General features: G+C 72.3%; 23 protein-coding genes. 4 read left to right on the forward strand and 19 right to left on the reverse strand.

Annotated elements, in window-relative coordinates:
• Positions 1 to 380, reverse strand: a 380-nt coding sequence (locus HCN52_RS08665) for a DivIVA domain-containing protein (protein ID WP_312876608.1), incomplete at its 3' end; no start/stop codon positions are given.
• A 62-nt stretch (positions 381 to 442) separates the two neighbouring features.
• On the opposite strand from HCN52_RS08665, the gene folP reads away from it, so the two are divergent.
• Positions 443 to 1303: a dihydropteroate synthase gene (folP, locus tag HCN52_RS08670; RefSeq protein WP_168087799.1), complete on the forward strand. Its 861-nt coding sequence runs from the start codon at positions 443 to 445 to the stop codon at positions 1301 to 1303.
• A 225-nt stretch (positions 1304 to 1528) separates the two neighbouring features.
• Here folP and HCN52_RS08675 read toward each other — a convergent pair whose 3' ends face one another.
• Positions 1529 to 2326: an LOG family protein gene (locus HCN52_RS08675; RefSeq protein ID WP_168087800.1), complete on the reverse strand. Its 798-nt coding sequence runs from the start codon at positions 2324 to 2326 to the stop codon at positions 1529 to 1531.
• 318 nt (positions 2327 to 2644) lie between these two features.
• Positions 2645 to 3727: a succinyl-diaminopimelate desuccinylase gene (gene dapE, locus HCN52_RS08680; RefSeq protein WP_168087801.1), complete on the reverse strand. Its 1083-nt coding sequence runs from the start codon at positions 3725 to 3727 to the stop codon at positions 2645 to 2647.
• Positions 3728 to 3775: 48 nt separating this feature from the next.
• Between dapE and HCN52_RS08685 the strand changes: the two genes are divergently transcribed.
• Both HCN52_RS08685 and HCN52_RS08690 read left to right on the forward strand, forming a co-directional pair.
• Positions 3776 to 4669 carry a hypothetical protein gene (locus tag HCN52_RS08685; protein WP_168087802.1) on the forward strand — a complete coding sequence of 298 codons (894 nt, stop codon included), beginning with the start codon at positions 3776 to 3778 and terminating at the stop codon, positions 4667 to 4669.
• Positions 4670 to 4920: 251 nt separating this feature from the next.
• Positions 4921 to 5364: an ATP-binding protein gene (locus HCN52_RS08690; RefSeq protein WP_209314321.1), complete on the forward strand. Its 444-nt coding sequence runs from the start codon at positions 4921 to 4923 to the stop codon at positions 5362 to 5364.
• 174 nt (positions 5365 to 5538) lie between these two features.
• On the opposite strand, the gene dapC is transcribed toward HCN52_RS08690, so the two are convergent.
• Together dapC and fdxA are read right to left on the reverse strand one after the other, a co-directional pair.
• The gene (gene dapC / locus HCN52_RS08695; RefSeq protein WP_168087803.1) at positions 5539 to 6645 is read right to left on the reverse strand and encodes a succinyldiaminopimelate transaminase; all 1107 of its coding nucleotides are present in this window, start codon (positions 6643 to 6645) and stop codon (positions 5539 to 5541) included.
• A 240-nt stretch (positions 6646 to 6885) separates the two neighbouring features.
• Positions 6886 to 7212, reverse strand: a complete 327-nt coding sequence (gene fdxA, locus HCN52_RS08700) for a ferredoxin (protein ID WP_168087804.1) — start codon at positions 7210 to 7212, stop codon at positions 6886 to 6888.
• 134 nt (positions 7213 to 7346) lie between these two features.
• On the opposite strand from fdxA, the gene HCN52_RS08705 reads away from it, so the two are divergent.
• The gene (locus tag HCN52_RS08705) at positions 7347 to 8369 is read left to right on the forward strand and encodes a GNAT family N-acetyltransferase (protein WP_168087805.1); all 1023 of its coding nucleotides are present in this window, start codon (positions 7347 to 7349) and stop codon (positions 8367 to 8369) included.
• A 151-nt stretch (positions 8370 to 8520) separates the two neighbouring features.
• Here HCN52_RS08705 and HCN52_RS08710 read toward each other — a convergent pair whose 3' ends face one another.
• The 14 genes from HCN52_RS08710 to HCN52_RS08775 form a co-directional block, all read right to left on the reverse strand.
• Positions 8521 to 10404 carry a peptidoglycan binding domain-containing protein gene (locus HCN52_RS08710; protein WP_168087806.1) on the reverse strand — a complete coding sequence of 628 codons (1884 nt, stop codon included), beginning with the start codon at positions 10402 to 10404 and terminating at the stop codon, positions 8521 to 8523.
• Between the two features lie 152 nt (positions 10405 to 10556).
• On the reverse strand, positions 10557 to 11012 hold the full coding sequence (locus HCN52_RS08715) for a DUF6113 family protein (RefSeq protein WP_312876610.1): 456 nt from the start codon (positions 11010 to 11012) through the stop codon (positions 10557 to 10559).
• Positions 11009 to 12037, reverse strand: a complete 1029-nt coding sequence (mshB, locus tag HCN52_RS08720; RefSeq protein WP_168087807.1) for an N-acetyl-1-D-myo-inositol-2-amino-2-deoxy-alpha-D-glucopyranoside deacetylase — start codon at positions 12035 to 12037, stop codon at positions 11009 to 11011. The genes HCN52_RS08715 and mshB overlap by 4 nt, the downstream gene beginning before the upstream one ends.
• Before the next feature lie 70 nt (positions 12038 to 12107).
• The gene (locus tag HCN52_RS08725; protein WP_167933830.1) at positions 12108 to 12302 is read right to left on the reverse strand and encodes a hypothetical protein; all 195 of its coding nucleotides are present in this window, start codon (positions 12300 to 12302) and stop codon (positions 12108 to 12110) included.
• Between the two features lie 355 nt (positions 12303 to 12657).
• Entirely contained in the window at positions 12658 to 13698 is a 1041-nt protein-coding gene (locus HCN52_RS08730; protein WP_168087808.1) for an ABC transporter ATP-binding protein, read from the reverse strand.
• A complete protein-coding gene (locus tag HCN52_RS08735; protein WP_168087809.1) occupies positions 13679 to 14776 on the reverse strand; it encodes an ABC transporter ATP-binding protein in 1098 nt (365 codons plus the stop codon). Before HCN52_RS08735 ends, HCN52_RS08730 begins: the two co-directional genes overlap by 20 nt.
• A 7-nt stretch (positions 14777 to 14783) precedes the next feature.
• Positions 14784 to 15722 (reverse strand): ABC transporter permease, encoded by a 939-nt coding sequence (locus HCN52_RS08740; protein ID WP_168087810.1) that lies wholly within the window; start codon positions 15720 to 15722, stop codon positions 14784 to 14786.
• The gene (locus HCN52_RS08745) at positions 15715 to 16638 is read right to left on the reverse strand and encodes an ABC transporter permease (protein ID WP_167972032.1); all 924 of its coding nucleotides are present in this window, start codon (positions 16636 to 16638) and stop codon (positions 15715 to 15717) included. The genes HCN52_RS08740 and HCN52_RS08745 overlap by 8 nt, the downstream gene beginning before the upstream one ends.
• A gap of 89 nt (positions 16639 to 16727) precedes the next feature.
• Entirely contained in the window at positions 16728 to 18362 is a 1635-nt protein-coding gene (locus tag HCN52_RS08750) for a peptide ABC transporter substrate-binding protein (protein WP_168087811.1), read from the reverse strand.
• 186 nt (positions 18363 to 18548) lie between these two features.
• Positions 18549 to 19589 (reverse strand): ABC transporter ATP-binding protein, encoded by a 1041-nt coding sequence (locus HCN52_RS08755; RefSeq protein ID WP_168087812.1) that lies wholly within the window; start codon positions 19587 to 19589, stop codon positions 18549 to 18551.
• Complete coding sequence (locus HCN52_RS08760) at positions 19582 to 20634, reverse strand: ABC transporter ATP-binding protein (protein ID WP_168087813.1); 1053 nt, start codon at positions 20632 to 20634, stop codon at positions 19582 to 19584. The genes HCN52_RS08755 and HCN52_RS08760 overlap by 8 nt, the downstream gene beginning before the upstream one ends.
• 14 nt (positions 20635 to 20648) lie before the next feature.
• Positions 20649 to 21596: an ABC transporter permease gene (locus HCN52_RS08765; protein ID WP_168087814.1), complete on the reverse strand. Its 948-nt coding sequence runs from the start codon at positions 21594 to 21596 to the stop codon at positions 20649 to 20651.
• Complete coding sequence (locus HCN52_RS08770) at positions 21589 to 22518, reverse strand: ABC transporter permease (RefSeq protein WP_168087815.1); 930 nt, start codon at positions 22516 to 22518, stop codon at positions 21589 to 21591. Before HCN52_RS08770 ends, HCN52_RS08765 begins: the two co-directional genes overlap by 8 nt.
• A 124-nt stretch (positions 22519 to 22642) precedes the next feature.
• On the reverse strand, positions 22643 to 24265 hold the full coding sequence (locus HCN52_RS08775; protein ID WP_168087816.1) for a peptide ABC transporter substrate-binding protein: 1623 nt from the start codon (positions 24263 to 24265) through the stop codon (positions 22643 to 22645).
• Positions 24266 to 24862 lie beyond the last annotated feature (597 nt).

Consider the following 24862-nt stretch of genomic DNA (forward strand, 5'->3'; position numbering starts at 1 on the left):
CCCCCGGCCGTACCGGCGGGCCCGGCGCCGGCGCCGTGGTCGGCGGGGCCGTGACTGACGGCGTACGCCTGGGCGCCGGCCAGCGCGACGCGCAGCTCCTCGATCCGTTCGTCGCGGTCGGCGAGCTCCGCCGCGAGCCGGTCCAGCACCTCGTCGACGTCGCCCATCCGGTAGCCCCGGGGCGCCACCGGGAGCCGCAGCGCGGCCAGGTCCGCCGGGGCGACCGCGCGGTCCTGGGGCAGCGGGTCGTCGGGCCGGTCCGGAGCGGCCTCGGGCAGTCCGCCGGAGGTCGGCCCGCCGGACCCGTCGCCGCTGCCGAGGACCGCCAGCGTCACCCCGCCGATCACGACCACCATCGCCACCATCAGCCACACGAACACGGCCGGCCCTCCTGTCGCTGGTCACCGCCGGGCCGCGCCCGGCCCCGCCGTATTCTCGCAGCATGCTGCGACTGGGTACCCGAGAGTTCGCCCCCGACGAGCCGGTGATCATGGCCATCGTCAACCGGACCCCCGACTCGTTCTACGACCGGGGCGCGACGTTCCTGGACGAGCCGGCGCTGGAGCGGGTGGGGCGCGCCGTCGACGAGGGAGCGGCGATCATCGACATCGGCGGGGTCAAGGCGGGGCCCGGCGAGGAGGTGGACGCCGCCGAGGAGATCCGGCGCACCGTCGGCTTCGTCGCGGAGGTGCGCCGCCGCCACCCGTCGGTCGTGATCAGCGTCGACACCTGGCGGCACGAGGTGGGGACGGCGGTGTGCGAGGCGGGCGCCGACCTGCTCAACGACGCGTGGGGCGGGGTCGACCCCCGGCTGGCGGAGGTGGCGGGGCGGTACGGGGTGGGGCTGGTCTGCACCCACGCGGGCGGCGCGCGGCCGCGGACCCGCCCGCACCGCGTGGAGTACCCGGACGTCATGGCGGACGTGCTGCGCGTCACGACGGCGCTGGCGGAGCGCGCCGTGGAGCTGGGAGTGCCGCGCGAGTCGGTGCTGATCGACCCCGGGCACGACTTCGGCAAGAACACCCGCCACTCGCTGGAGGCGACGCGGCGGCTGCCGGAGATGACGGCGACCGGCTGGCCGGTGCTGGTCTCGCTCTCCAACAAGGACTTCGTCGGGGAAACGCTCGACGTGCCGCTGAAGGAGCGGCTGCTGGGGACGCTCGCGACGACCGCCGTCTCCGCCTGGCTGGGCGCGCAGGTCTACCGCGTGCACGAGGTGGCGGAGACCGCGCAGGTGCTGCGCATGGTCGCGGCCATCGCGGGGCGGGCCCAGCCCGCGGTCGCCCGCCGAGGCCTGGCCTGAGAGCCGGTGTGCGGCCCGACACCGGCCGGCGACGCCGGGTACGGCCCGCTGCCGCGTCGCCTGGAAGGCCCGAACTCCGGCCGCTACGAGGGTGGTACGAGGGCGCCCCGCCGCCGTGCCACCCCGCCGCCGTGCCGCGCCCGAGGCCGCGGGCCGATCCGAGGCGGGGTCTCACCCACGCGCTGATCCCGGCGGGGGCGCCCGGGCCGGGCGCGCCCGCCGGGTTCAGCCCTCCGCGGTGACCCTGGTCACCAGCGCGATCGCCTCGTCGACGTCGTCGGTGATGGAGAAGAGCTGCTCGTCGTGGGGCGACGCCTTGCCCTGCGCGATCATCGTCTCGCGCAGCCAGTCCGCGAGGCCGCTCCAGTAGGCGCTGCCGAAGAGCACGATCGGGAACCGGGTGACCTTGCCGGTCTGCAGCAGGGTCAGCGCCTCGAACAGCTCGTCCAGCGTGCCGAACCCGCCGGGCAGCACCACGAACCCGTGGGCGTACTTGACGAACATCGTCTTGCGGACGAAGAAGTAGCGAAAGTTCACGCCGATGTTGACGTACTCGTTGAGCCCCTGCTCGAAGGGCAGCTCGATCCCGAGGCCGACCGAGACGCCGTCGGCCTCGCTGGCCCCGCGGTTGGCGGCCTCCATCGCACCGGGGCCGCCGCCGGTGATCACCGCGTAGCCGGCGTCGACCAGGGCGGCGCCGATGCGGCGGCCCGTCTCGTACTCGGGCGAGCCGGCCGGGGTGCGGGCGGAGCCGAAGACGCTGATGGCCGGGCCGAGTTCTGCGAGCGCCCCGAAGCCCTCGACGAACTCGGACTGGATCCGCAGCACGCGCCAGGGGTCGCTGTGCACCCAGTCGGAGGGCCCACGGGTGTCCAGCAGCCGCTGGTCGGTGGTACCGGGCACCATCTGGTCCCGGCGGCGGACCACCGGGCCGAGGACCTGCTCGCTGCGGCCGTCGGGGCGGCCGTACTCCCGGCCCTCCACGTCGACCTCGACCGCCTCGTTGCGTTCCGTGCTGCTCATCGCGACTCCTTCCACCACCTGCGTCGTGCCGGGCGCGTCGGGCCGCGGCCGGCTCCTGCGGAGGCCGGCGGGCTCCCGGGGGCGCGCCCGGGTACTGCCGTCTGCGGGCCGGTGCTCCGGCCGGACTGCGCGGGCCGTCGCGGGCGCCCTCGGCGAACGCGCGACGTGCCGCTGACCTCACCCTACGGTTCCTGACGTGGCCCGGGTGTGAACACCTGCGGTCGCGGCGGGGTGCGGCGCCCGTCGCCCCCGCGCCGCCGCGGGCCCGGCGCGCTGCACGCACGGCGCGGGCAGGCGGCGCGGGGCAGGCGCCGTCGATCAGGCGCCGGCGAGCCAGGCCCGCAGCCGCTCCTCGCAGTGGTGGATGCGGGCGGTCTCGACACGCTCGTCCCGCTTGTGGGCCAGACTCGGCTCCCCGGGTCCGTAGTTGACGGCCGGCACGCCGAGGGAGCTGAAGCGGGCGACGTCGGTCCAGCCGAACTTGGGCCGCGCCTCGCCGCCGACCGCGGCCATGAACGCCTGGGCGGCCGGGTGCGAGAGGCCGGGCAGCGCGCCCGGCGAGTGGTCCTCGACCGTGAGGGAGGCGAGGCCGCAGTCGGCGAACACCTCGCGGACGTGGGCGAGCGCCGCCTCCTCGTCGCGGTCGGGCGCGTAGCGGTAGTTGACCGCGATCTCGCAGACGTCGGGGATCACGTTGCCCGCGACCCCGCCGCCGATCCGCACGGCGTTGAGCCCCTCGTGGTACTCCAGCCCGTCGATGACCGGGCGCCGCGGCTCGTAGGAGGCGAGCCGGGCGAGCACGGGGGCGGCGGCGTGCAGCGCGTTGGCGCCCATCCAGCTGCGGGCGGAGTGGGCGCGGACGCCCTCGGTGCGCAGCACGACCCGCAGCGTGCCCTGGCACCCGCCCTCGACCTCGCCGCCGGACGGTTCGAGGACGACGGCGAAGTCACCGGTGAGCCAGTCGGGGTGGACCGCCGCGAGCCGGCCGAGGCCGTTGCGGTCCGCCTCGACCTCCTCGTTGTCGTAGAAGACGAAGGTCAGGTCGCGGTTGGGCTCGGGGACGGTGGCCGCGATCCGCAGCTGGACCGCCACGCCGGACTTCATGTCGCTGGTGCCGCAGCCCCACAGCACGCCGTCCTCGTCCAGCCGGGAGGGGACGTTGTCGGCGATCGGCACGGTGTCGAGGTGGCCGGCCAGCACCACCCGCTCGGCCCGGCCGAGTTCGGTGCGGGCGACGACGTTGTTGCCCCAGCGGTCGACCCGGAGGTGGCCGAGGCCGCGCAGCGCCGCCTCCACCGCGTCCGCGAGCGGCTCCTCCGAGCCGCTGACCGAGGGGATGTCCACCAGCTGCGCGGTCAGGGCGGCGGCGTCCAGGCTGAGGTCGAGGGTGGGTCGCTGCATGGGGCGAGGCTACCCGCAGACCGCACCCCGACGACCAGCGGTTACCTTATGAGCGTGTCCAACACCCCCGCGCCGACACGGCGCCCGTGGCGCCGTCGACTGCTCCGCGCGGTCGTCGCCCTGACCGTCCTCGCGGGGATCGCCGTCTACGTGGTCGTGCACCGGGAGACGCAGCCCCCCGTCCGGGCCGCGCACTGCACCGTCGCCGACCGTGACGGCGCCCGCCAGGGCGAGCCCTACCGGCTCGCACCGCAGCAGGCGGCGAACGCGGCCACGGTGACCGTCGTCGGGTCGACCCGGGAACTGCCGGAACGGGCCATGGTGATAGCGGTGGCGACGGCCATGCAGGAGTCCAGCCTCTACAACATCGACTACGGCGACCGGGATTCGGTGGGGCTGTTCCAGCAGCGGCCGTCGATGGGGTGGGGCTCGATCGCGGAGATCATGGATCCGGTCTACGCGTCCGGCCAGTTCTACGACCATCTGGTCGATGTGCCGGACTACCTGGAGCTGCCGCTGACCGTGGCGGCGCAGGAGGTGCAGCGCAGCGCCTTCCCCGACGAGTACGCCAAGCACGAGCCGGAGGCCACTGTCATGGCCGCGGCGTTCACCGGCCGGGAGTCCGCCGCGGTGGTGTGCAGCCGCGGCTCCGCCGAACCGGTGTCGGGCGATCCGGCCGCGGTGGCCGAGCGGTTGGCCGCCGATTTCCCGGGAGCGCCTGCGCCGGTCGTCTCCGCCGAGGGGCTCGCCGTGCCGGTGCCCCCGGACGCGCCGAAGGGCCGCGGGTGGGCGCTGGCGCACTGGTCGGTGGTGCACGCGGTGCAACTCGGCATCGAGTCGGTGGAGTTCGACGGGCGGCAGTGGGCGGTGGAGGACGCCGGGGCGGGGTGGACCGAGAGCGGTGCCGACGCCGGGGAGATCCTGCTGACCGTCCGGGGGTGACGAGGCCGTCGCGGGCACGGGGCCAACACCGTTTTCCGGTATGGATATTCACCCGCAGGAACATGGAATTCGCGCGCGCCATTGACGAGCGCCGCCGATAATGCGACGCATTACCAATCCTTTACCACGGGGGCCGCAACCTCGAACCGCTCGCGGACGATAGTCAGGACGTCCGTCCGCGCTCCCCGCGGAGCAGCGGCCGGGCACCCGCCGTCGTGGCACACGCTCGGAACCCGTCGCTAAGGAGAAACATGTCCAACGCCCTCAAGCGCCGCATGGCCAAGGTCGCGCTCGTGATCGCGGCGGGCGCCGCCCCGGTGGTCGCCTCCGCCGGCTCCGCCTCCGCGCTGTCGCTGCCGACCACCGACCTCGGCGGCCTGAGCAACCTGGACACCGCCTCCCTCGGCGACAAGACCGACTCCGCCCTCCAGAACACCTCCGCGGTCGCCGGGGAGATCGGCGGCGAAGCGGTCAAGGCGGCGGTCCCGGCCGTCGGCAAGGCGGCGGGCTCGCTCAGCCGTTCCGCCACCGAGCCGAGCATCACCGAAACCGCGGGCGCCGCCACCGGCGCGGCCGCCACCGTGGTCGGCGAGACCACCTCGCAGCTCTCCGGGAAGGGCCTGCCCGGCCCGGTGCCCGGCCTCAACGCGCCGCTCCCCGCCGGCGGCGTCCCCGGCATGGGCCTGATGGGCTGACGCTCCACCACCGCCGGTCCCCGCACCGGCACTCCCCGGCGGCCGACGGCCCGACGGCCGCCCGGCGGTCCACCACCGCGCGCCGACACCGCAGCCCGGCTCCCCCGTCTCGGGGCAGCCGGGCTCCGGTGCGTGCGGCGGGCGGGGCACGACGCTCCCGCCCGCCGTCGGCCGTCAGGCGAGGCGGCGCACGGCCTCCGCGACCCGCTCGTCGGTGGCGGTCAGCGCCACCCGGACGAACCGCTCCCCCGCGCTGCCGTAGAAGTCTCCCGGCGCCACCAGCACGCCGCGCTCGCTGAGCCGGGCCACCGTCTCCCAGCAGGGCTCGTCGCGCGTCGCCCACAGGTACAGCGAGGCCTCGCTGTGCTCGATGCGGAACCCTGCGGCCTCCAGCGCGGCCCGCAGGGCGGACCGGCGGGCCGCGTACCGCTCGCGCTGCTCGGCGACGTGGCGGTCGTCGCCCAGCGCCACCGTCATGGCCTCCTGCACCGGCGCGGGCAGCATCATCCCGCCGTGCTTGCGGATCTGGAGCAGTTCGCCCAGGACGGCGGCGTCCCCGGCGAGGAACGCGGCCCGGTATCCGGCGAGGTTCGAACGCTTGGACAGCGAGTGGACCGCGATCACCCCGCTGCGGTCCCCCCCGCAGATGTCGGGGTGGAGCACCGAGACCGGGTCGGCCTCCCACCCCAGCTCCAGGTAGCACTCGTCGCTGAGCAGCAGCACCCCGTGGCGGCGCGCCCAGGCCACCGCGGCCCGCAGCTCCTCGGGGGAGAGCACCCGGCCGGTCGGGTTGCTGGGCGAGTTGAGCCACAGCAGCCGGAGCCCGGTCGGGTCGAGTTCGAGGACGTCGTCGTAGAGCACCGGCTCCGCGCCCGCGAGCCGCGCGCCCACCTCGTAGGTCGGGTAGGCCGCCCGAGGGCAGGCGACGCGGTCGCCCGGGCCGAGTCCGAGCTGCGTCGGCAGCCAGGCGACCAGTTCCTTGGAGCCCACGACGGGCAGTACCTCGTGGTGGCTCACCGCCACCGCGCCCAGTCGCCGCTCGCACCAGCCGGTGATCGCGTCCCGCAGCGCCGCGGTGCCCCAGACGGTCGGGTAGCCGGGGCGGTCGGCCGCGTCGGCGAGGGCGCGCTGCACCACCGCCGGCACCGGGTCGACGGGGGTGCCGACGGAGAGGTCCACCAGGCCGCCGGGGTGCGCCCGGGCGGTCTCCCGGTACGGCTCCAGCCGGTCCCAGGGAAAGACGGGCAGCCGGGAGGTGAGCGGGGAGACGGGCTGGCTCACGGGTGGGACTCGCTCTCTGGTGCGGTGCCGCCCCGGCGGGGCGGCGGGGTGTGCGCGGGGCGCGCGGCGTCGGGCGCCTCCCCCGCGCGGCGGGCGCGGCTCCGCCGGGCCACCGACGGTGACGGAGGGCGGAGGCGCCTGGCAGGAGACGCCTGGCGGGGACGACGCGGTCCCGCACGGTGGACCGTGCGGGACCGGACGGAGGCCGGCGCGGGGCCGGCCGGTCACGTCAGCCGTCGGTCACTCGTCGTGCTGCTGGGGCGGCAGCGCGGCCACCACCGCGTGGTCCCGCTCGATGAGGCCCAGCTTGCTGGCCCCGCCGGGGGAACCCAGCTCGTCGAAGAACTCGACGTTCGCCTTGTAGTAGTCCTTCCACTCCTCCGGAGTGTCGTCCTCGTAGAAGATGGCCTCCACGGGGCAGACCGGCTCGCACGCGCCGCAGTCCACGCACTCATCGGGGTGGATGTAGAGCATCCGCTCGCCCTCGTAGATGCAATCCACGGGGCACTCCTCGATACAGGCCTTGTCCTTCAGGTCGACACAGGGCTCCGCGATGACGTAGGTCACGCTGTCGTTCCTCCTCAGTCGGGACGGCGGTCCGAAGTGGCTCCGCCCAAGTGGCGCGCGGGAGCGCGGTCGATGCTCAGCACCTAGTATCGCGGGTCGGAAGGGCGGCGCGCACACGAGGGGCGGACAAGCGAGTGGAGTTCACCTTGGGCGTACGCATGGAGGTGCGGATCGGCGCGGGCGACGTGGGACGGCGGGTCTCGGTGCGCTCGCTGACCGGCGAGGAGTCCCCGGGCGCGCGGTTCACCGACACGCTCGGCGTGCTGACCCACTGGTCGGCGGAGCGCGTGGTGGTGACCCGCCGCGACGGCACCGCGGTGACGCTTGCCACCTGTGACGTGGTCGCCGCGAAGGTGGTCCCCGCGGCCCCCGCGCGGCGCGGCGGCGCTCCCGCGGCGGGGGTCGCGGAGCTGACCCGGGTCGCGGCCCGCGGCTGGCCGGCGCTGGTCTCCCGGGAGCAGGACGGCTGGCTGCTGCGCGCCGCAGAGGGGTGGACCAACCGCGCCAACTCCGCGGTGCCGGCCAGCGACGACGCCGCCGGGGACGAACGGCTCGATCTCGACGCGGTGCGGCGCTGGTACGCCGAACGCGGCCTTCCCGCGCTGCTGCACGTGCCGACCGGCGGTGCCGCCGGGGGCCGGGAACTGCTGGCCGAGCGGCTCGCCGGACTCGGCTGGAGCGCGGAGAAGCCGGCGGTGGTGCGCGTCGCGCCCCTGGCGCCCCTCGCCGACCGCGCGCCGGACACCCGGGTGACGGTCGGTCGCGTGTTGACGGCGCGTTGGCTGCGCGGCTACCGCAACGCCGACCGGGACCCGGCGGCGGCGCGGCGGCTGCTGCCCTCGGGGCCGTCGGTCCTCTTCGCGTACGCGCCCCGGACGGACGGCGACGAGGACCGCGACGGACCGGCGGCGGTGGGGCGCTGCGTGGTCGACGGCCGGTGGGCGGGGTTCGCCTCGATCGAGGTGGCACCGGACCGGCGCCGCCGGGGTCTGGCGCGGTCGGTGATGGCGGAGTTGGCGCGGGCGGCGCTCGCGGAGGGCGCCTCGGCGGCGTACCTCCAGGTGGAACGCGACAACGAGGCGGCGCACACGCTCTACGAGCGCCTCGGGTTCACCGTGCACCACCACTACCACTACCGTCGGGCTCCCCTCGGCTGACGCCGCGCCGGTCGGCCGCGGCGACGGGCCGCCGCCGCGAAGCGGCGCCGTGAGCCGGCTCCCGGGGTCGTCGGGAGACGGCTCCCGGGAAACGGTCGACGGCCGTGGCAGCGGGCCGCCACGGCCGTCGGGGGCGTCGCCGCCTCGGAGGTCAGCCGAGGTCGATGTAGCCGATCCGGTCCTCGGGAGCGGTCTCCAGCAGGGCCCCGCGGAGGGCGCTGACGACGTCCTCCGGGGTCACCGGGGTGCTGCTGCCGTCGCCGCGGGCGACCTCGATACCGACGAACGTGCCGCCGTACAGCGTCTCGAGCGTCTCCAGGTCGTAGGAGTCGACCAACCGGCCTCCGACCGCCTCCATGGTGATGAAGCGGTGCAGCGAGTTCTCCGGGCTGAACTGGATGGAGGGCCCGCCCTCACCCGCCGCGACGGTGACCGTGCCGGACATCGCGGGCTCGGCGAACTCGGCCATCGCGCGGTCCACCTCCGCCTCGCCGATCTCCGGCTCGACGGTGGTGGCGCTGAGCGCCACGGGTACGTCGTCGCCACTGGCCGCGCGCTGCTGGAACGCCTCCCGCACCAACGGGGCGGCGGACTCGACGTCCACGCCCGTCCCGGGTTCGCCGTAGACCGCCTCGGGGACGCCGCCGGCCAGCGAGACCGAGCCGTCGACGGGTGCGCCGCCGAGGTCGGCGGTGACGTCGCTCAGCGCGGCCGCCAACTTCTCCTCGTCGACGGACCAGACGGGGGCGACCTCCTGGGAACCGCCGACGAGCGAGCCGAGCACGGCGACCGGGTTGTAGTCCGTCCCGCTGGCGTTGCGGACGGTCGCCTCGGTGTCGATCGACAGCCCCGCCACGCTGGGCTTCAGCGGGATCTCCTCGCCCTCCACGACCAGCGTCAGGTCGGATTCCATGGGGCCCGCGAGCGCGGAGTTGAGCGTCGCGACCGCGTTCTGGCCGGACCCGCCGATCTCGTGACCGAGCACGGTCGTACCGGTCGGCACCTCCTCCTGGTTCAGCAGCAGCCCCGCACCGTAGGCCAGTACCAGCACGCCGCCGGCGGCGACGATCGCCAGTTTGACGACGGACCGCTTCTTCTTCTTCGGCTTCCCCGCGGCTGCCGGCGGTTCGGGCTCCGCCGCGGACTGCTCGCGGTCGGGGAGCGGCGCGCTCAGCGGGCCGCCGAACGGACTCGGCGGGGGCGTCTCCGCGTGCTGGAACGGGTCGGTGAGGACCGGCGACCCGGCCGGGGCGACCTGTCCGGCCGCGGGCATCGCCTGGGTGGTCTGGCTGTCCCGGGCCCAGCGCTCCGCGGCCTCGGCGTTGGAGCTGCGGGGCAGCGGACCGCCGAGGTCCATGGTGGTGTTGCCGACCTCCTGCGGGGCGCCCGCCGGACGGTCGGCCCGCGGCAGCGGCATGTCACCGCTGGCAGGTCCGCTGGTCGGGCCCGCGGGACCTCGGGTGCCGAAACCCGGGAAGGAGGGCGCGGCCGGCGGGGCGGCGCCGACGTCGCGCTTGGGCAGCGGGGGTACCGCGCCCGAGCCGCCGGGCGGTGTGTCACCGCGCGGCACGCCACCGGGGGGCGTCGCGCCGGGAGTGCCGCCGGGCGGCGTGTCGCCGCGCGCGCCGCCGTCGGCGGGGCCGTCCTGGCGGGGCACACCGCCGGGCGGTGTCGCCCCCGGAGCCAGCGGCTTGCGCGGCTCGAACCAGGAGCTGGCCTTCTTCGCCGCGGCCGCCCCCGGATCGGGCCGGCCCGCGGCGGACGGCTCGGCGCCCTGCTCCGCCTCGGGCGGGCGGGACTGCCGGGGCGGCGTCGGCGGCTCGTCCTGCTTCTGGACCGGCTCGCGCATGACCACCGGGGGGATCGGCCGCGAACCCGGGATGTTGATCCGGATGCGCGTGGTCATGGTGGTCTCGGTCTTCTTGTCACCGGGCTTGGCGGCGCCCGGTCCGTCGGACGCACCCGGAGTGGGGTTGTCCCCGTAGGGCTCCCGCCCCCCGAACGAGGGGGTCGGGCTGTCTTTTTCACGACTCAAGGCAGGATCTCCCGATTGGTTTCACCGGCCGGTCCGCGATCTGCCGGGAACGAACGGCGAGCCCCACCATACTGGGACCCGCACCGTGGTATCCGCCGGTGGCGGGATTGGCAGCCACGTTCGATGGGTAAGGTCAGTGCCCGCCGAGGTGTTCAGCCACCCTTACGGGGTGGTGTGCCCGATCTGCCCCCGCCCAGCGGGCGCGTGGGGTCGAAGAGCGGCCGGTCGGCCGGTGCGAGGGCCAGGCAGAGCCCGGCGGCACCCATCCCTCCGAGGAGGAAGAGGTAGCTCGACGCCTCGGCACCGAAGAGGAAGTCCCCCTGCGGCCGGGTGGCGGTGAGCACCAGCACCGTGACGGCCCACAGCCCCGCCGGCACGGCGACGCCGAGCTTGGCGCGAGTCACCAGCGCACCGCCCCAGAACAGTCCGACCGCTCCGGCGAGCGCCAGCAGCAGACCGACCGGGAACCAGGCGGCCTGGACCAGCGCTCCGGCGACGGCGACGAGGAAGCCCGCGAGGCCGAGACCCAGGTAGGCCAGGACCCGCCCGGGGCCCGGCCGGGTGCCGCCACCGACCGGGACCCGCTCGGAACGGGCGGCGCCGGTCACGGGCGGACCGTTCCGGGTCGCGAACCCCCGGTGCCGTCGGTCTCGCCGGTCTCGCCGTCGGGACAGGGCGCACCGGGCAGGAACGGCCCGGCGTCGTCTGCGCCGAACGGCTCCCCGGAAACAAGCCGGTACCACTCGGTGGGCCACAGCGGCTGGAGGAGGACGTTGGACAGCACGAACTCGGTCTCGGGAGCCCCCGTCCGGCTCGGCACCACCGTGACCTGGCTGCGGTGCGCGCGCATCGCAGCCGCCTTGGCCGAGACCTGTCGGTCGCTGCCCTCGACACGCCAGTCGATCGCGGCCTCGTCGACGACGCCGGGGATGTCGGCGAGCGCGGCGACCGCCGTGGCGGGGCCGCCGTCGGGGCCCACCCGGCTCGCGTCGCCGTGCGGCCCGGTGTCGCGCAGCCGGCGGAGGGCCGCCTCGGCCGCAGACCGCGGGACGCTGTTCCACAGCACGCGTGCCACCCGGTGCGGTCGCGCGGGGGCGGCCGCGGGGGGATCGGAGCGGAGGCCGGGCGGCTCCGGCGCGGCGGCGAGTTCGACGGCGCGGGTGGCGACCCGGTGGGCCTGGATGTGGTCCGGGTGCCCGTAGCCGCCGTCGGGGTCGTAGGTGATGACGGTGGCGGGCCGGGTCTCGCGGATCACCGCGGCCAGTTCGGCGGCGGCGCGGTCCAGGTCGACGCCCCAGAAGGCCCCGGGGCGCTCGTTGTGGGGCAGGCCCATCATTCCGGAGTCCCGGGGCGTCTCGCCCGCGATGGTGAGGAACCGGTGGTCGGTGACGCCGAGTTCGGCCATCGCGTCGGCCAGTTCCGTGACCCGGTGGGCGCCGAGACGGTCCTCCCGGTCGGAGGTCAGCTCCGCGAGCGACGCGGGGATGACCTCACCCTCCTCGCCGCGGGTGCAGGTCACGAGCGTCACCGGCACACCGAGTTCCACGCAGGCGGCCATGGTGACGCCGTTGTTGATCGACTCGTCGTCGGGGTGCGCGTGCACCAGCAGGACACCGGGGGGGCCGTCGCTCATGGGGTGAGCCTATCGGCCCCGTCCCCGGGAGCCGGGTCCGGTGGGGCCCGGCGCCGCGGGCGCCGGGCGGTCAGAAGCTGATGCTGTTGATCATGCCGCCGACACTGGAGGTCACCTCGTTGATGGTGGGGGCGATGTTGGTGTTGGCGAGGTAGAAGCCGAACAGGATGCAGACCACCGCGTGGAGGGTCTTCATCCCGGCCTTCTTGATGAGAATGAACACCAGGATTGCGAGCAGCAGCACCGCGGAGACGGACAGGGCCACGGTGTACCTCCGATACAGCGAGCGGACAGGGGTGAGCGGCACGGGGGAACGACTGCCGAAAGTCCTACCCACCCTGCGCCGTGGATCCTAACTGTCCGTGAGGCCGCACAGGTCGGTGCATCGGAGCAGAGGCGGGGCGCACGCGCGCATCCGTGACCCATGTCCGGCAAACCCGACAACGCCGCCTCCGGGGGGTTAACACGGGGGCAACTCGGCGGACGCCCGCCCGATATGCGGACACCGCACACTGGGGCCACGGCCGTGCGGGTGCCGTAAATACGGAGGGCGGGGCGGCCATCGTGTCCGTCCCGCCCTCCGGTCGTGCGTCCCGGCCGCAGCCCGGCGCAGCGCCGGGTCAACCGTGCGCCACGCGCGGCTTCTCCTCGGCGAAGTGGCAGGCCGAGTCGTGCAGCACCTCGCCGGTGCGGTCCGCCAGCACCGGTGGCAGCGCCAGCGGCGGCTCCTGCCGCTCGCACCGCTCCTGCGCCTTCCAGCAGCGGGTGCGGAACCGGCAGCCGGAGGGCGGGTTGGCGGGCGAGGGGACGTCACCGGTGAGGATGATCCGCTCCCGGCCCTCCCGCGCCTGCGGGTCGGGGACGGGGACGGCGGAGAGCAGCGCCTGGGTGTAGGGGTGCGTGGGGTGGTCGTAGATGGCGGTGTCGCTGCCGATCTCGACGATCTTCCCCAGGTACATCACGCCGACCCGGTCGGAGATGTGCCGGACGATCGACAGGTCGTGCGCGATGACCATGTAGGCGAGGCCGAACTCGTCCTGGAGCTTCTCCATCAGGTTGATGACCTGGGCCTGCACCGAGACGTCCAGCGCGGAGACCGGCTCGTCGGCGACGATGATCTCGGGGTTGAGCGCCAAGCCGCGGGCGATCCCGATGCGCTGCCGCTGGCCGCCGGAGAACTGGTGCGGGTACCGGTTGATGTACTCCGGGTTCAGCCCGACCACGTCCAGCAGTTCCCGGACGCGGCGGCGCCGGTCGCCCTTGGGGGCGACGTCCGGATGGATGTCGAACGGCTCTCCGATGATGTCGCCGACCGTCATCCGGGGGTTGAGCGAGGTGTACGGGTCCTGGAACACCATCTGGATGTTCCGCCGCACCGCCTTCAACGCCCGCCCGGACAGGGCGGAGATGTCCTCGCCCTTGTAGAACACCGAGCCGGCGGTGGGGCGTTCCAGGTTCATCAGCAGCTTGGCGACGGTGGACTTCCCGCACCCCGACTCCCCCACGATGCCGAGCGTCTCCCCCGGGTACAGCGCGAAGGAGATGCCGTCGACGGCCCGCACCGCCCCCACCTGGCGGCGGAAGACGATCCCCTGCGTCAGCGGGAAGTGCTTGACGAGGTCGCGGACCTCCAGGATCGGCTCACGTGCGCCGGGCGTCATCGACGGTCTCCTTCCAGTAGTGGCAGGCGCTGGAGCGCGCCCCGAGCTCGGGGACGCGGGCGATCTCGTCCTGCGCCGGGTCGGCGGAGACGGCCTCGGCCCGTTCACCGGTGGCGTCGGCGGCGCCGTCGGCGGCCTGCTCCGAGACGGCGTAGAGCGGGGGGAGGTCGGTGCGGCAGCGGTCGCGCACCCGGGGGCACCGCGGGTGGAAGGGGCAGCCGCCGGGCACGTGGAGCAGGTTGGGCGGCAGGCCGCGGATGGCGTAGAGCTGCCCGCCCTTCTGGTCCAGTCGGGGGATGGAGTCCAGCAGCCCCTTGGTGTACGGGTGGGCGGGGGCGGCGTACAACTCCTTGACCGGGGCGTTCTCGACGATGCGGCCGGCGTACATCACCGCGATGCGGTCGGCGGTGTCGGCGACGACCCCGAGGTCGTGGGTGATGAGGATCAGCCCCATGCGGTACTCGCGCTGGAGGTCGGCCAGCAGGTCCATCACCTGGGCCTGGACGGTGACGTCCAGCGCGGTGGTCGGCTCGTCCGCGATGATCAGGTCCGGCTCCAGCGCCAGCGCCATGGCGATCATGATGCGCTGCCGCATGCCGCCGGAGAACTCGTGCGGGTAGTCGTTCACCCGGTCCTTGGCGGCGGGGATGCGGACCCGCTCCATCAGCTCCACCGCCCGCGCCGTGGCCTCCTTGCGGGACGCCCCGCGGTGGACGCGGAACATCTCGCCGAGCTGGTAGCCGACGGAGAGCACCGGGTTCAGCGAGGAGAGCGCGTCCTGGAAGATCATCGCCATTTTCGGGCCGCGGATGCGGCGGCGCTCCTCCCCGGAGAGCCGCAGCAGGTCGCGGCCCTGGAAGATGATCTCGCCGCCGGTGATCCGGCCGGGTGGCATGTCGAGGATGCCCATGATCGCCTGCGCGGTGACCGACTTCCCCGAGCCGGACTCGCCGAGGACCGCCAGCGTCTCCCCGGCGTCCACGCCGTAGCTGACGCCGTTGAGTGCGCGCACCACTCCGTCCCGGGTGGTGAACTCCACCTCGAGGTCGCGTACTTCGAGCAGCCGGTCGTCCGTCATCGGGGCGTCACCTCAGCTTCGGGTCGAGGGCGTCCCGGACGGCGTCGCCCATCATGATGAAGGCCAGGACGCAGAGCGAGAGCGCGGCGGCCGGGTAGAGCAGGATGTGGGGCGCGTTGCGGAACTGCATCCCGTCGGAGGCGGCCGAGATGTCGACCCCCCAGGAGACGGTCGGCGGCCGCAGCCCGACGCCGAGGAAGGACAGCGTCGCCTCCAGGGCGATGATGGTGCCGAGCATGATCGTCGCCATGACGATGACCGGCGCGATCGCGTTGGGCAGGATGTGGCGCAGCAGGATGCGGCTGTTGCTCGCGCCGAGGGCGCGGGCGGCCTGCACGTAGTCGTTCTGCTTGGCGGTGATGACCGCGCCGCGGGCGATGCGGGCGATCTGGGGCCAGCCGAGCGCCGCGATGACCAGCACCACGGGCCAGATCCCGCTGAGCTTGATCATCGACAGGAAGACGATGGCGCCCAGGACCAGCGGCACGGCGAAGAAGACGTCGGTGGTGCGGGAGAGCAGGGCGTCCCAGAAGCCGCCGAAGAAGCCGGCCAGCCCGCCGACGACGGTGCCGAGCACCGCGACGCCGAGGGTGGCGCAGACGCCCACGGCGATGGAGGCGCGGGCGCCGTAGACGACACGGGTGTAGACGTCGCACCCCTGGGTGTCGAAGCCGAACCAGTGGCCCGGCGCGGGGCCTTCCAGGGAGCGCGACAGCTGGCAGTACAGCGGGTCGCGGGTGGCGATGCTGGACGGCCAGACCGCGATCACCAGCAGGAAGAGGATCAGCAGCGCGGAGATCACGAACACGGGGTTGCGCCGCAGGTCGTGCCAGGCGTCGGAGCTGAGGCTCCGGGCGCGCCCGGGGTCGGTGCGGGTGATCACGGCCTCGTCGACGGCGGCGCCCTGGGCGTCGAGCGGCGTGTCCGGCCGGGTGGGCTCAGGCATAGCGGATCCTCGGGTCGAGCACGGCGTACAGGAGGTCGACGAGGAGGTTGGCGACGAGGAAGATCAGCACCAGCACGACGACGAACCCCACCACGGTGGGCGAGTTCTGCCGCAGGATGCCCTCGTACAGCTGGTAGCCGACGCCCTGGATGTTGAAGATGCGCTCGGTGACGATGGCGCCGGCCATCAACGTCCCGATGTCCGCGCCGAGGTAGGTCACCACGGGGATCAGCGAGTTGCGCAGCAGGTGGCGCGTGGTGACGCGGCGGCGCGGCAGCCCCTTGGCCACCGCGGTGCGCACGTAGTCCGCCCGGGCGTTCTCGACGATCGAGGTACGGGTGAGCCGGGTGACGTAGGCGAGGGAGACCAGCGCCAGGATGATGCCCGGCACGATCAGTTCGTCGAACGGCGCCGCGGGGCTCACCGCCGGGTTGACCCAGCCCAGCTCGACACCGAGGAAGAACTGGAGCGTCGTGCCGAGGACGAACGTGGGGATGGCGATGACCACCAGGGTGGCCATGAGCACCGAGGTGTCGGCGGCGCGGCCGCGACGCAGGCCGGTGACGACGCCGAGCACGATGCCGAGCACGATCTCGAAGACGATGGCGACGAGCATCAGCCGGAAGCTGATCGGGATGGCCTGGGCGAGGAGCTCGGTGACCGGGCGGCCGTTGAAGGCGGTGCCGAAGTCGCCGGTGAAGATGTTCCCCATGTAGAGCAGGTACTGGAGCCAGACCGGCTTGTCGAGGTTGAACTCGGCGCGCAGCCGGGCGGCGGTGGCCGCGTCGGGGGCCCGGTCTCCGAAGAGTCCGGTCACCGGGTCGCCGAGCGCGTACACCATGAGGAAGATCAGAAAGGTGGCGCCGATGAACACCGGGATCATCTGGAGCAGGCGCCGGATGACGTAACGCCCCACGGGCCCTCCTGTCGGTGAGGTGGTCGCGGTCCGGGGGCCGCCGGCGCGCCGCCGGTGGCGGCGGACGGCCGGCGCCCCCCGACGGGGCGTCAGGAGACGGTGATGTCCGTGTAGACCGGCACCGAGAACGGGTTGAGCCGCACGTCGGAGACGCGCTCGGAGTGGCCGGCGGTGCCGTTCTGGTACCAGAGCGGAATGACCGGCATGTCGTCCACCAGCACCTGCTGCGCCTGCTTGAAGAGGTCGATCGCCTCGTCCTCGTCGTCCGCGGAGTTGGCGCGGTTGACGAGGTCGTCGAACTCCTCGCTGCTGTAGCCGGAGTCGTTGGAGGAGGCATCGGTGTAGTACAGCGGCTGCAGGAAGTTCTGGATCAGCGGGTAGTCCATCTGCCAGCCACTGCGGAACATGCCGGTCATGGAGTCGGAGGTGACCTGGTTGCGGAAGTCCGCGAAGGTCGGCACCGGGTTGACCGTGCAGGCGCCGGTGTCGCCGAGTGCGTTGTTGATGCTGTTGCAGGCGGCGTCCATCCACTGCCGGTGGGAGCCGGTGTCGACGTTGGAGGTGAGGGTGACGGTGCCGCCGGGCAGCCCGCCTGCCTCGTCGATCATCTCCTTGGCCCGCTCGGGGTCGTAGGAGCAGATGTCGCCGCAGAGGTCGGGCTCGTAGCCGCCGGACTCCTCCAGCACGGGGGAGGTGAAGTCGGTGGCCGGGGTGCGCGTGTCGGCGAAGATCTTGCTGGTGATCTCCTCGCGGTTGATCGCCATCGACAGCCCCTGGCGGACCTTGACCATGTCCTCGCCGGACCAGGCGTCGTCGTAGAGCGGGAACGAGACGGTCTGGATGATCCCGGCGGGCTGGTTGATGTACCGGTCGCCGAGGTCCGCGTCGGCGTTGTTCAGCTGGGAGGCGGGGATGTCGTCGATGACGTCGAGGTTCCCGGCCTGGAGGTCGGTGTACGCGGTGTTGTTGTCGGTGTAGACGCGGAGTTCGACGCCGTCGTTCTGCGCCGTGTCGTCACCGCTGTAGTCCCCGTACTCGACCAGGGTCATCGACTGGCTGCGGGCGTAGCTGTCGATCATGTACGGGCCGTTGCCGACGGGCTTCTCCAGCCAGGCGTCGTGGTCGTCGAAGAACGACCGGGGCAGCGGCGAGTAGGCGGCGTACCCCAGGGTGTCCGGCCAGAGCGAGAACGGCTCGGTCAGTCGGACGGTGAAGGTGTGGTCGTCGACGACCTCCAGACCGGACATGGTGTCGGCGGTCGGGTCGGCGCCCTCGTCCTCGGGGTGGACGTCGGCGTAGCCGTCGATGAACTGGAAGAAGTAGCTGTTGATCTGGTTGTTCTCGATGTTGGCGCCGTAGTTCCAGGCGTCGACGAAGGAGTCGGCGGTGACCTCGGTGCCGTCGCTGAACGTCCAGCCCTGCTTGATCGTGATGGTGAAGTTCTGCTGGTCGTCGGTCTCGATCGACTCGGCGAGCGCGTCCTCGGCGGCGGCGGTCTCGGGGTTGTACCGCTTGAGGCCGCGGAAGATCATGTCCATGACCTTGCCGCCCTGCACCTCGTTGGTGTTGGCGGGCTCCAGCGGGTTCTGCGGGTCGCCCCAGGAGGCGCGCACCGTACCGTCCCCGCCGCCTCCACCCCCGGAGTCACTGCCGCAGGACGTGGCCAGCAGGGCCGCGGCGGTCGCGGTGGCGACTGCCGCCGTCAGACGGGTGCCCTTGCGCATCGGGTGCCTCCTCGGGCTGCCGACATCGTGAGTCGCAGCCCATCAGAGCGCCCTTCGCGGGGTTTTTCTCACCATGTGTAAATCGTTCGGGTGATCATCGACCCAAATACGCTCGGATGCCGCAACCGGGGCGCGTGCCATGCCGCGGCGAACGCCGGACGCGCCGCGTCGGCCGCGGCAGCGCCGTCAGGCGTGGGTCACCTGCGGCTTCTCCTCGGCGAAGTGGCAAGCCGAGTCGTGTGCCACCGCCGTGTCGGCGTCGGCGTACCGCTGCGGCACCGCCAGCAGCGGCAGTTCCTCCGCGCAGCGGTCCTGCGCCTTCCAGCAGCGGGTGCGGAACCGGCAGCCGGAGGGCGGGTTGGCGGGCGAGGGGACGTCGCCGGTGAGGATGATCCGTTCCCGGCCCTCCCGCGCGTCCGGGTCGGGCAGCGGCACCGCGGAGAGCAGCGCCTGCGTGTACGGGTGGGTCGGGTGGTCGTAGATCGCGGCGTCGCTGCCGATCTCCACCATCTTCCCCAGGTACATCACGCCGACCCGGTCGGAGATGTGCCGCACGATCGACAGGTCGTGCGCGATGAAGAGGTAGGAGAGACCGAACTCGTCCTGGAGCTTCTCCATCAGGTTGATGACCTGGGCCTGCACCGAGACGTCCAGCGCGGAGACCGGCTCGTCGCAGATGATGATCTCGGGGTTGAGCGCCAGACCGCGGGCGATGCCGATCCGCTGCCGCTGGCCGCCGGAGAACTGGTGCGGGTACCGGTTGATGTACTCCGGGTTCAGCCCGACCACGTCCAGCAGTTCCCGGACCCGTGCCTGCTTGTCGCCCTTGGGCGCAGCCTCGGGGTGGATGTCGAACGGCTCGCCGATGATGTCACCGACCGTCATCCGGGGGTTGAGCGAGGTGTACGGGTCCTGGAACACCATCTGGATGTTCCGCCGCACCGCCTTGAGCGCCCGGCCGGACAGCTTGGAGATGTCCTCGCCCTTGTAGAAGATCTCCCCGGCGGTGGCCCGCTCCAGGTTCATCAGCAGCTTGGCGACGGTGGACTTCCCGCACCCCGACTCCCCCACGATGCCCAGGGTCTCCCCCGGGTACAGCGTGAACGAGATGTCGTCGACGGCGCGGACCGCGCCGACCTGGCGGCGGAAGACGATCCCCTGGGTCAGCGGGAAGTGCTTGACGAGGTTGCGCACTTCCAGGATCGGCTCGCGGGTGGTGTCAGCCATGGAGGGTCTCCTTCCAGAAGTGGCACGCGCTGGAGCGGCCCGGCACGGGCGCGCCCTCGGCGTCGAGCACGGTGACCGGCAGCGGGCGCTCGGTGAGGCAGATCTCCCGGGCCCGGTCGCAGCGGGGGCTGAACGAGCAGCCGGCCGGGAGCGAGGTCAGCGTCGGCGGCAGGCCGCGGATCGCGTAGAGGTCGCTGCCCTTCTGGTCCAACCGCGGGATGGATTCCAGCAGCCCCTTGGTGTACGGGTGCGCCGGGGTGCGGTAGATCTCGCGGACGTCGCCGCGCTCCACGATGCGGCCGGCGTACATCACCGCGATGCGGTCGGCCACGTCGGCGACGACGCCGAGGTCGTGGGTGATGAGGATCAGCCCCATGCGGTACTCCTGCTGGAGCTCCGCGAGCAGGTCCATCACCTGGGCCTGGACGGTGACGTCCAGCGCGGTGGTCGGCTCGTCCGCGATGATCAGGTCCGGCTCCAGCGCCAGCGCCATGGCGATCATGATGCGCTGCCGCATGCCGCCGGAGAACTCGTGCGGGTAGTCGTTCACCCGGTCCTTGGCGGCGGGGATGCGGACCCGCTCCATCAGCTCCACCGCCCGCGCCGTGGCCTCCTTGCGGGACGCCCCGCGGTGGACGCGGAACATCTCGCCGAGCTGGTAGCCGACGGAGAGCACCGGGTTCAGCGAGGAGAGCGCGTCCTGGAAGATCATCGCGATCTTGTTGCCGCGGATCTTCCGCCGCTGCGCCTCGGTCATCGCCAGCAGGTCCTGGCCCTGGAAGAGGATCTCCCCGCCGGCGATGCGGCCGGGCGGCATGTCGAGGATGCCCATGATCGCCTGCGCGGTGACCGACTTGCCCGAGCCGGACTCGCCGAGGACCGCCAGCGTCTCCCCGGCCTCGACCGAGTAGCTGACACCGTTGACGGCCTTGGCGACACCCTCGCGGGTGTGGAACTCCACCTGGAGGTCGCGCACCTCCAGCAACGGGGTGCCGGGGGTGGCGGCCGTCTCGTTCTTGACGAGGTCGATACCTGTCTCTGTCATCGGGTACGCCTCCCTCAGCGCAGCTTGGGGTCGAGGGCGTCGCGCACGGCGTCACCCATCATCAGGAACGCCAGGATGGTGCCGCTGAGCATGATCGAGGGGAAGATCAGCACGTGCAGCGCGACCCGGATCTGGTCCTTGCCGGTGTTGATGTCGCTGCCCCACGACATCGCGGGATCGGCCAGGCCGATGCCCAGGTAGGACAGCGTCGCCTCGGCCGAGATGTAGCCGCCGAGGGCGACCATCGCGACGACGATCACCGGCGCCATGGCGTTGGGCAGCACGTGCCGCAGCAGGATGCGCCAGGTGCCGGCCCCCAGCGACCGGGCGGCCTGGACGTAGTCCGCCTGCTTGACGGAGATCACCGAGCCGCGCATGACGCGCGCGATGGTGGTCCAGCCGAGCACGGCCAGCGCGAGGGTGATCACCAGTTTCCCGCGCACGTCGAAGGAGACCAGGATGACCATCGCGCCCAGCAGGAACGGGATGCCCATGAAGGTGTCCACGATCCGCGAGACGACCGCGTCGACCCAGCCGCCGAAGTAGCCGGCGATCATGCCGACCAGGCTGCCGACGAACAGCACGATGACGGTGACCGAGACACCGATGACGATCGAGGCCCGGGTGCCGTAGATGACACGCGCGTAGACCGAGCGGCCCTGGCTGTCGTACCCGAACCACTCCGGGGAGAAGAACTTCGTCAGCTCCGGGGAGCGCAGGAAGGCACCGGAGAGGTCCGCGTCGCGCGGGCTGGCGGAGGTGAACAGGCCGGGGAAGGCCGCGATGACGATCAGTACCAGGATCATCGCGGCGGCGATCAGGAAGCTGGGCTTGCGCCGGAGGTCGCTCCAGGCGTCGGACCACAGCGAGCGGGGCTTGCCCGGCGGCGGCCCGGCCTCCGCCTGCGCCACCTCCGCGACCGGAGCGGTGGACCGGGTACCGGTGAGGTTCTGGTCAGGCATAGCGAATCCTCGGGTCCAGGACCGCGTAGAGCAGGTCGACGAGCAGGGTGACGACGAGGTAGACGACGATCATGAAGGTGACGATGCCGACGACCGTCGCGCCCTCGCGGAACGACAAGGCCCGGTAGACGGCGCTGCCGATGCCCTGGACGTTGAAGATGCCCTCGGTGACGATCGCGCCGGCCATCAGGTTCCCGATGTCGACACCGAGGAAGGTGACCACCGGGATGAGCGAGTTGCGCATCAGGTGGACGGTCACGGCGCGGGGCCGGGAGAGCCCCTTCGCCTTCGCGGTGCGCATGTAGTCGGCGCGGGCGTTCTCCGCGATCGACGTCCGGGTGAGCCGCGCGACATAGGCGAGCGACAGCGAGGCCAGTACCAGCGCCGGGAGGATCAGCTGCGTCCATGCCTCCGGGTCGCGGACGGTGGGGGTCGTCCACCCCAGGGTGTTGGCGAAGAAGTTCTGGTAGGCGTAGCCGATCACGAAGACCGGGACCGAGATGAAGATCAGGGTGACGAAGAGAATCGCCCGGTCGATCTTGCCGCCGCGGCGCAGCCCCGCGACCAGGCCCATGCCCACACCGAGCACCACGGTGATGAGGAAGGCCAGCACGGTCAGCCGGATCGTGGCGGGCAGCGCCTGCGTGATGACGTCCATCACCGGGCGCCGGGAGGCTATCTGTGTGCCGAAGTCGCCCTGGAACACGCCGAGCAGGTAGTTCCAGTACTGCTGCATGAGGGGCAGGTCCAGCCCCAGCTCCGCCTTGATCGCGGCGATCTGCGCCTCGTCGACGGAGCGTTCCCCGTAGAGCGCCCGCACCGGGTCACCGGGCAGCGCGTACATCATCAGGAAGACCAGCAGTGTGGCCCCGATGAAGACCGGGATCATCTGGAGCAGTCGCCGCACGACGTAGCGCCCCATGGTTCCTCCAAGTCAGCTTGGAGGGGCCGACGCACCACTCCGGTTCGCGGAGTGGCGCATCGGCCCCCTTGTTCGTGTCACACGGCACGCCCGCGGCTGGTCACCGCTGCGTGCGCCGGTCGTCTCAGTCGACGGTGACGTCGGTCAGGACGGGCTGACCGGAGGGGTCGAAGGTGACGCCGGAGACGCGCTCCGAGAAGCCACCGTTGACCTGCTGGTGCCACAGCGGGATCGCCGGCATGAGCTCGAAGAGCTCCTTCTCGGCGTCCTGGTAGGCGGCGACGGTCTCGTCGAGGGAGGCGGCGGAGTCGCCCTCGGCGAACATCCGGTCGACGTCCTCGTTGGAGAAGAAGCCGGTGTTGGCGGAGGAACCGGTGCCGTAGAGCTCCTTCATGAAGGCGGCGTTTAGCGGGTAGTCCGCGATCCAGCCACCCCGGTACATCGACTTGACCTCCTTGGCGTCACGCGCGTTGAGGTCGGTCTGGAAGTCCGGCTTGGCGTCGCCGGAGCACTCGACCCCGGTGGCCTGGCGGATGCTGTTGCAGACCGCGGTGACCCACGCCTCGTGGCCGCCGTCGGCGTTGTACTGGATCCGGATCTCGTTGCCGGGGACACCGCCGGCCTCGTCGATCAGCTCCTTGGCCTTCTCCGGGTCGAACTGCATGACCTCGCCGCCGGCGTTCTCCTCGTACCCCTTGGCGCCGGGGGCGACGAAGCCGGTGGCGACGGTGACGGAGCCGTTCATGACCGTGTTGACGATGGTCTCGCGGTCGATCGCCATGGACAGACCCTGCAGCACCTGCGGGTCGATGTCCTCCCAGGTCTCGCTGTAGAAGACCGGGACGATGGTCTGGTTGGCCATGTAGGGCTGGCTGATCGCGCGGTCGCCGAGGTCGTCCTTGAAGACCGGCAGGTTCTGGGTGTCGACCTGGCGGATGACGTCCAGGTTGCCGGAGAGCAGGTCCTGGTAGGCGGCGTTGAGGTTGGTGTAGGTGACCAGCTCGACGCCGTCGTTCTGGGCCGCGTTGTCACCCTGGTAGTCCTCGTAGGCCTCCAGGGTGATCTTCCGCTCGCGCTCCCAGGAGGCGAACTTGTACGCGCCGTTGCCGACCGGGCTCTCGCCGAACGCCTCGGGGTCGTCGTAGAAGCTGCTGGGCAGCGGCGTGAACGGGTTGTAGCCGAGCTTGTAGTCGTAGTACGAGAACGGCGACTTGAGGCTGATGGTGAAGGTGGTCTCGTCGACGACCTCCAGCCCGGACATCGTCTCGGCGGTGGCCTCACCCTCCTCGGGGTGCACCTCGTCGTAGCCCACGATGTCCTGGAACCAGTAGCTGTTCTTCTGGTTGTTGGAGATGTTGGCGGCCCAGTTCCACGCGTTGACGTAGGACTCGGCGGTCACCGCCTCGCCGTCGTGGAAGGTCCAGCCGTCACGGAGGTTGACGGTCCACTCGGTGCCGTCCTCGTTGCGGTCGATCGACTCGGCGGCGGTGTAGACCAGCTCGCCGTCCTCGTCGAAGTCCACGAGGTTGGCGAAGACGTTGTCGATGACCAGCGCACCGTACTGCTCGTTGGTGTCGGTCGGGACGAGCGGGTTCTGGGGCTCGCCGGAGTCGACGGTGAAGACACCGCCGCCGTCACCGGAGCCGCCGGAGCCGCTGCTGTTGTCGTCGCCGCTGCCGCAGGCGGATGCGACCAGAGCCACACCTATCGCACCTGCCACCCACTTGGCGCTACGCGCACCGCGCATGGGCCCTGCCTCCTTGGATTCATTTGCTCATCCGGCGCCGCTCGTGCGGGGAGCCTGACTCCCACCCATCCCCGGCACCTCTCGGACCACCACAGTCCCGGTAGTCACAACCGCCCCAACTATTGGCCATAACGGCCGCGCAGTCAGCATTTTGAGATCACGATGAGATGACAATCAATGTGACTCAGGTCCCAAAAGGGACATAGAGCATGGGCTTCTTTGCCGCGAAACGGACAGATGTGATCGTCGCCACGCCCGCGGCGACCGACATGCGAACAGGTCCACACCTCTCCCGGATTCACCCCCTTGACATGTTCCGTATGAGATTCTCGATGATCGGTGATGCTCCTGTGACACCTGTGATGCCCGTGCGCCGCGCCGGTATGCCGGCCTCCGGTCGGGTCCCGAGGCAGCGCGCGGCACCTCGGCACACCTCCCGGGTGGGCGGCGTGCGCCCCGGGCACGGAGACGCCCCGCCCCGCGCGGGTGAGCGCCCCCGGGCGGCGCGGCGTCGGACAGTGGCACGCGAGCCGGCGGCGGACCGGGCGGGCGCGGGCCGGCCGGGAACGCCGAAGAGGGGTGGGGGGGGGGGGGGGG

Source organism: Streptomyces bohaiensis (assembly GCF_012033785.1).
GTDB classification, from domain to species: Bacteria; Actinomycetota; Actinomycetes; order Streptomycetales; family Streptomycetaceae; genus Streptomyces; species Streptomyces bohaiensis.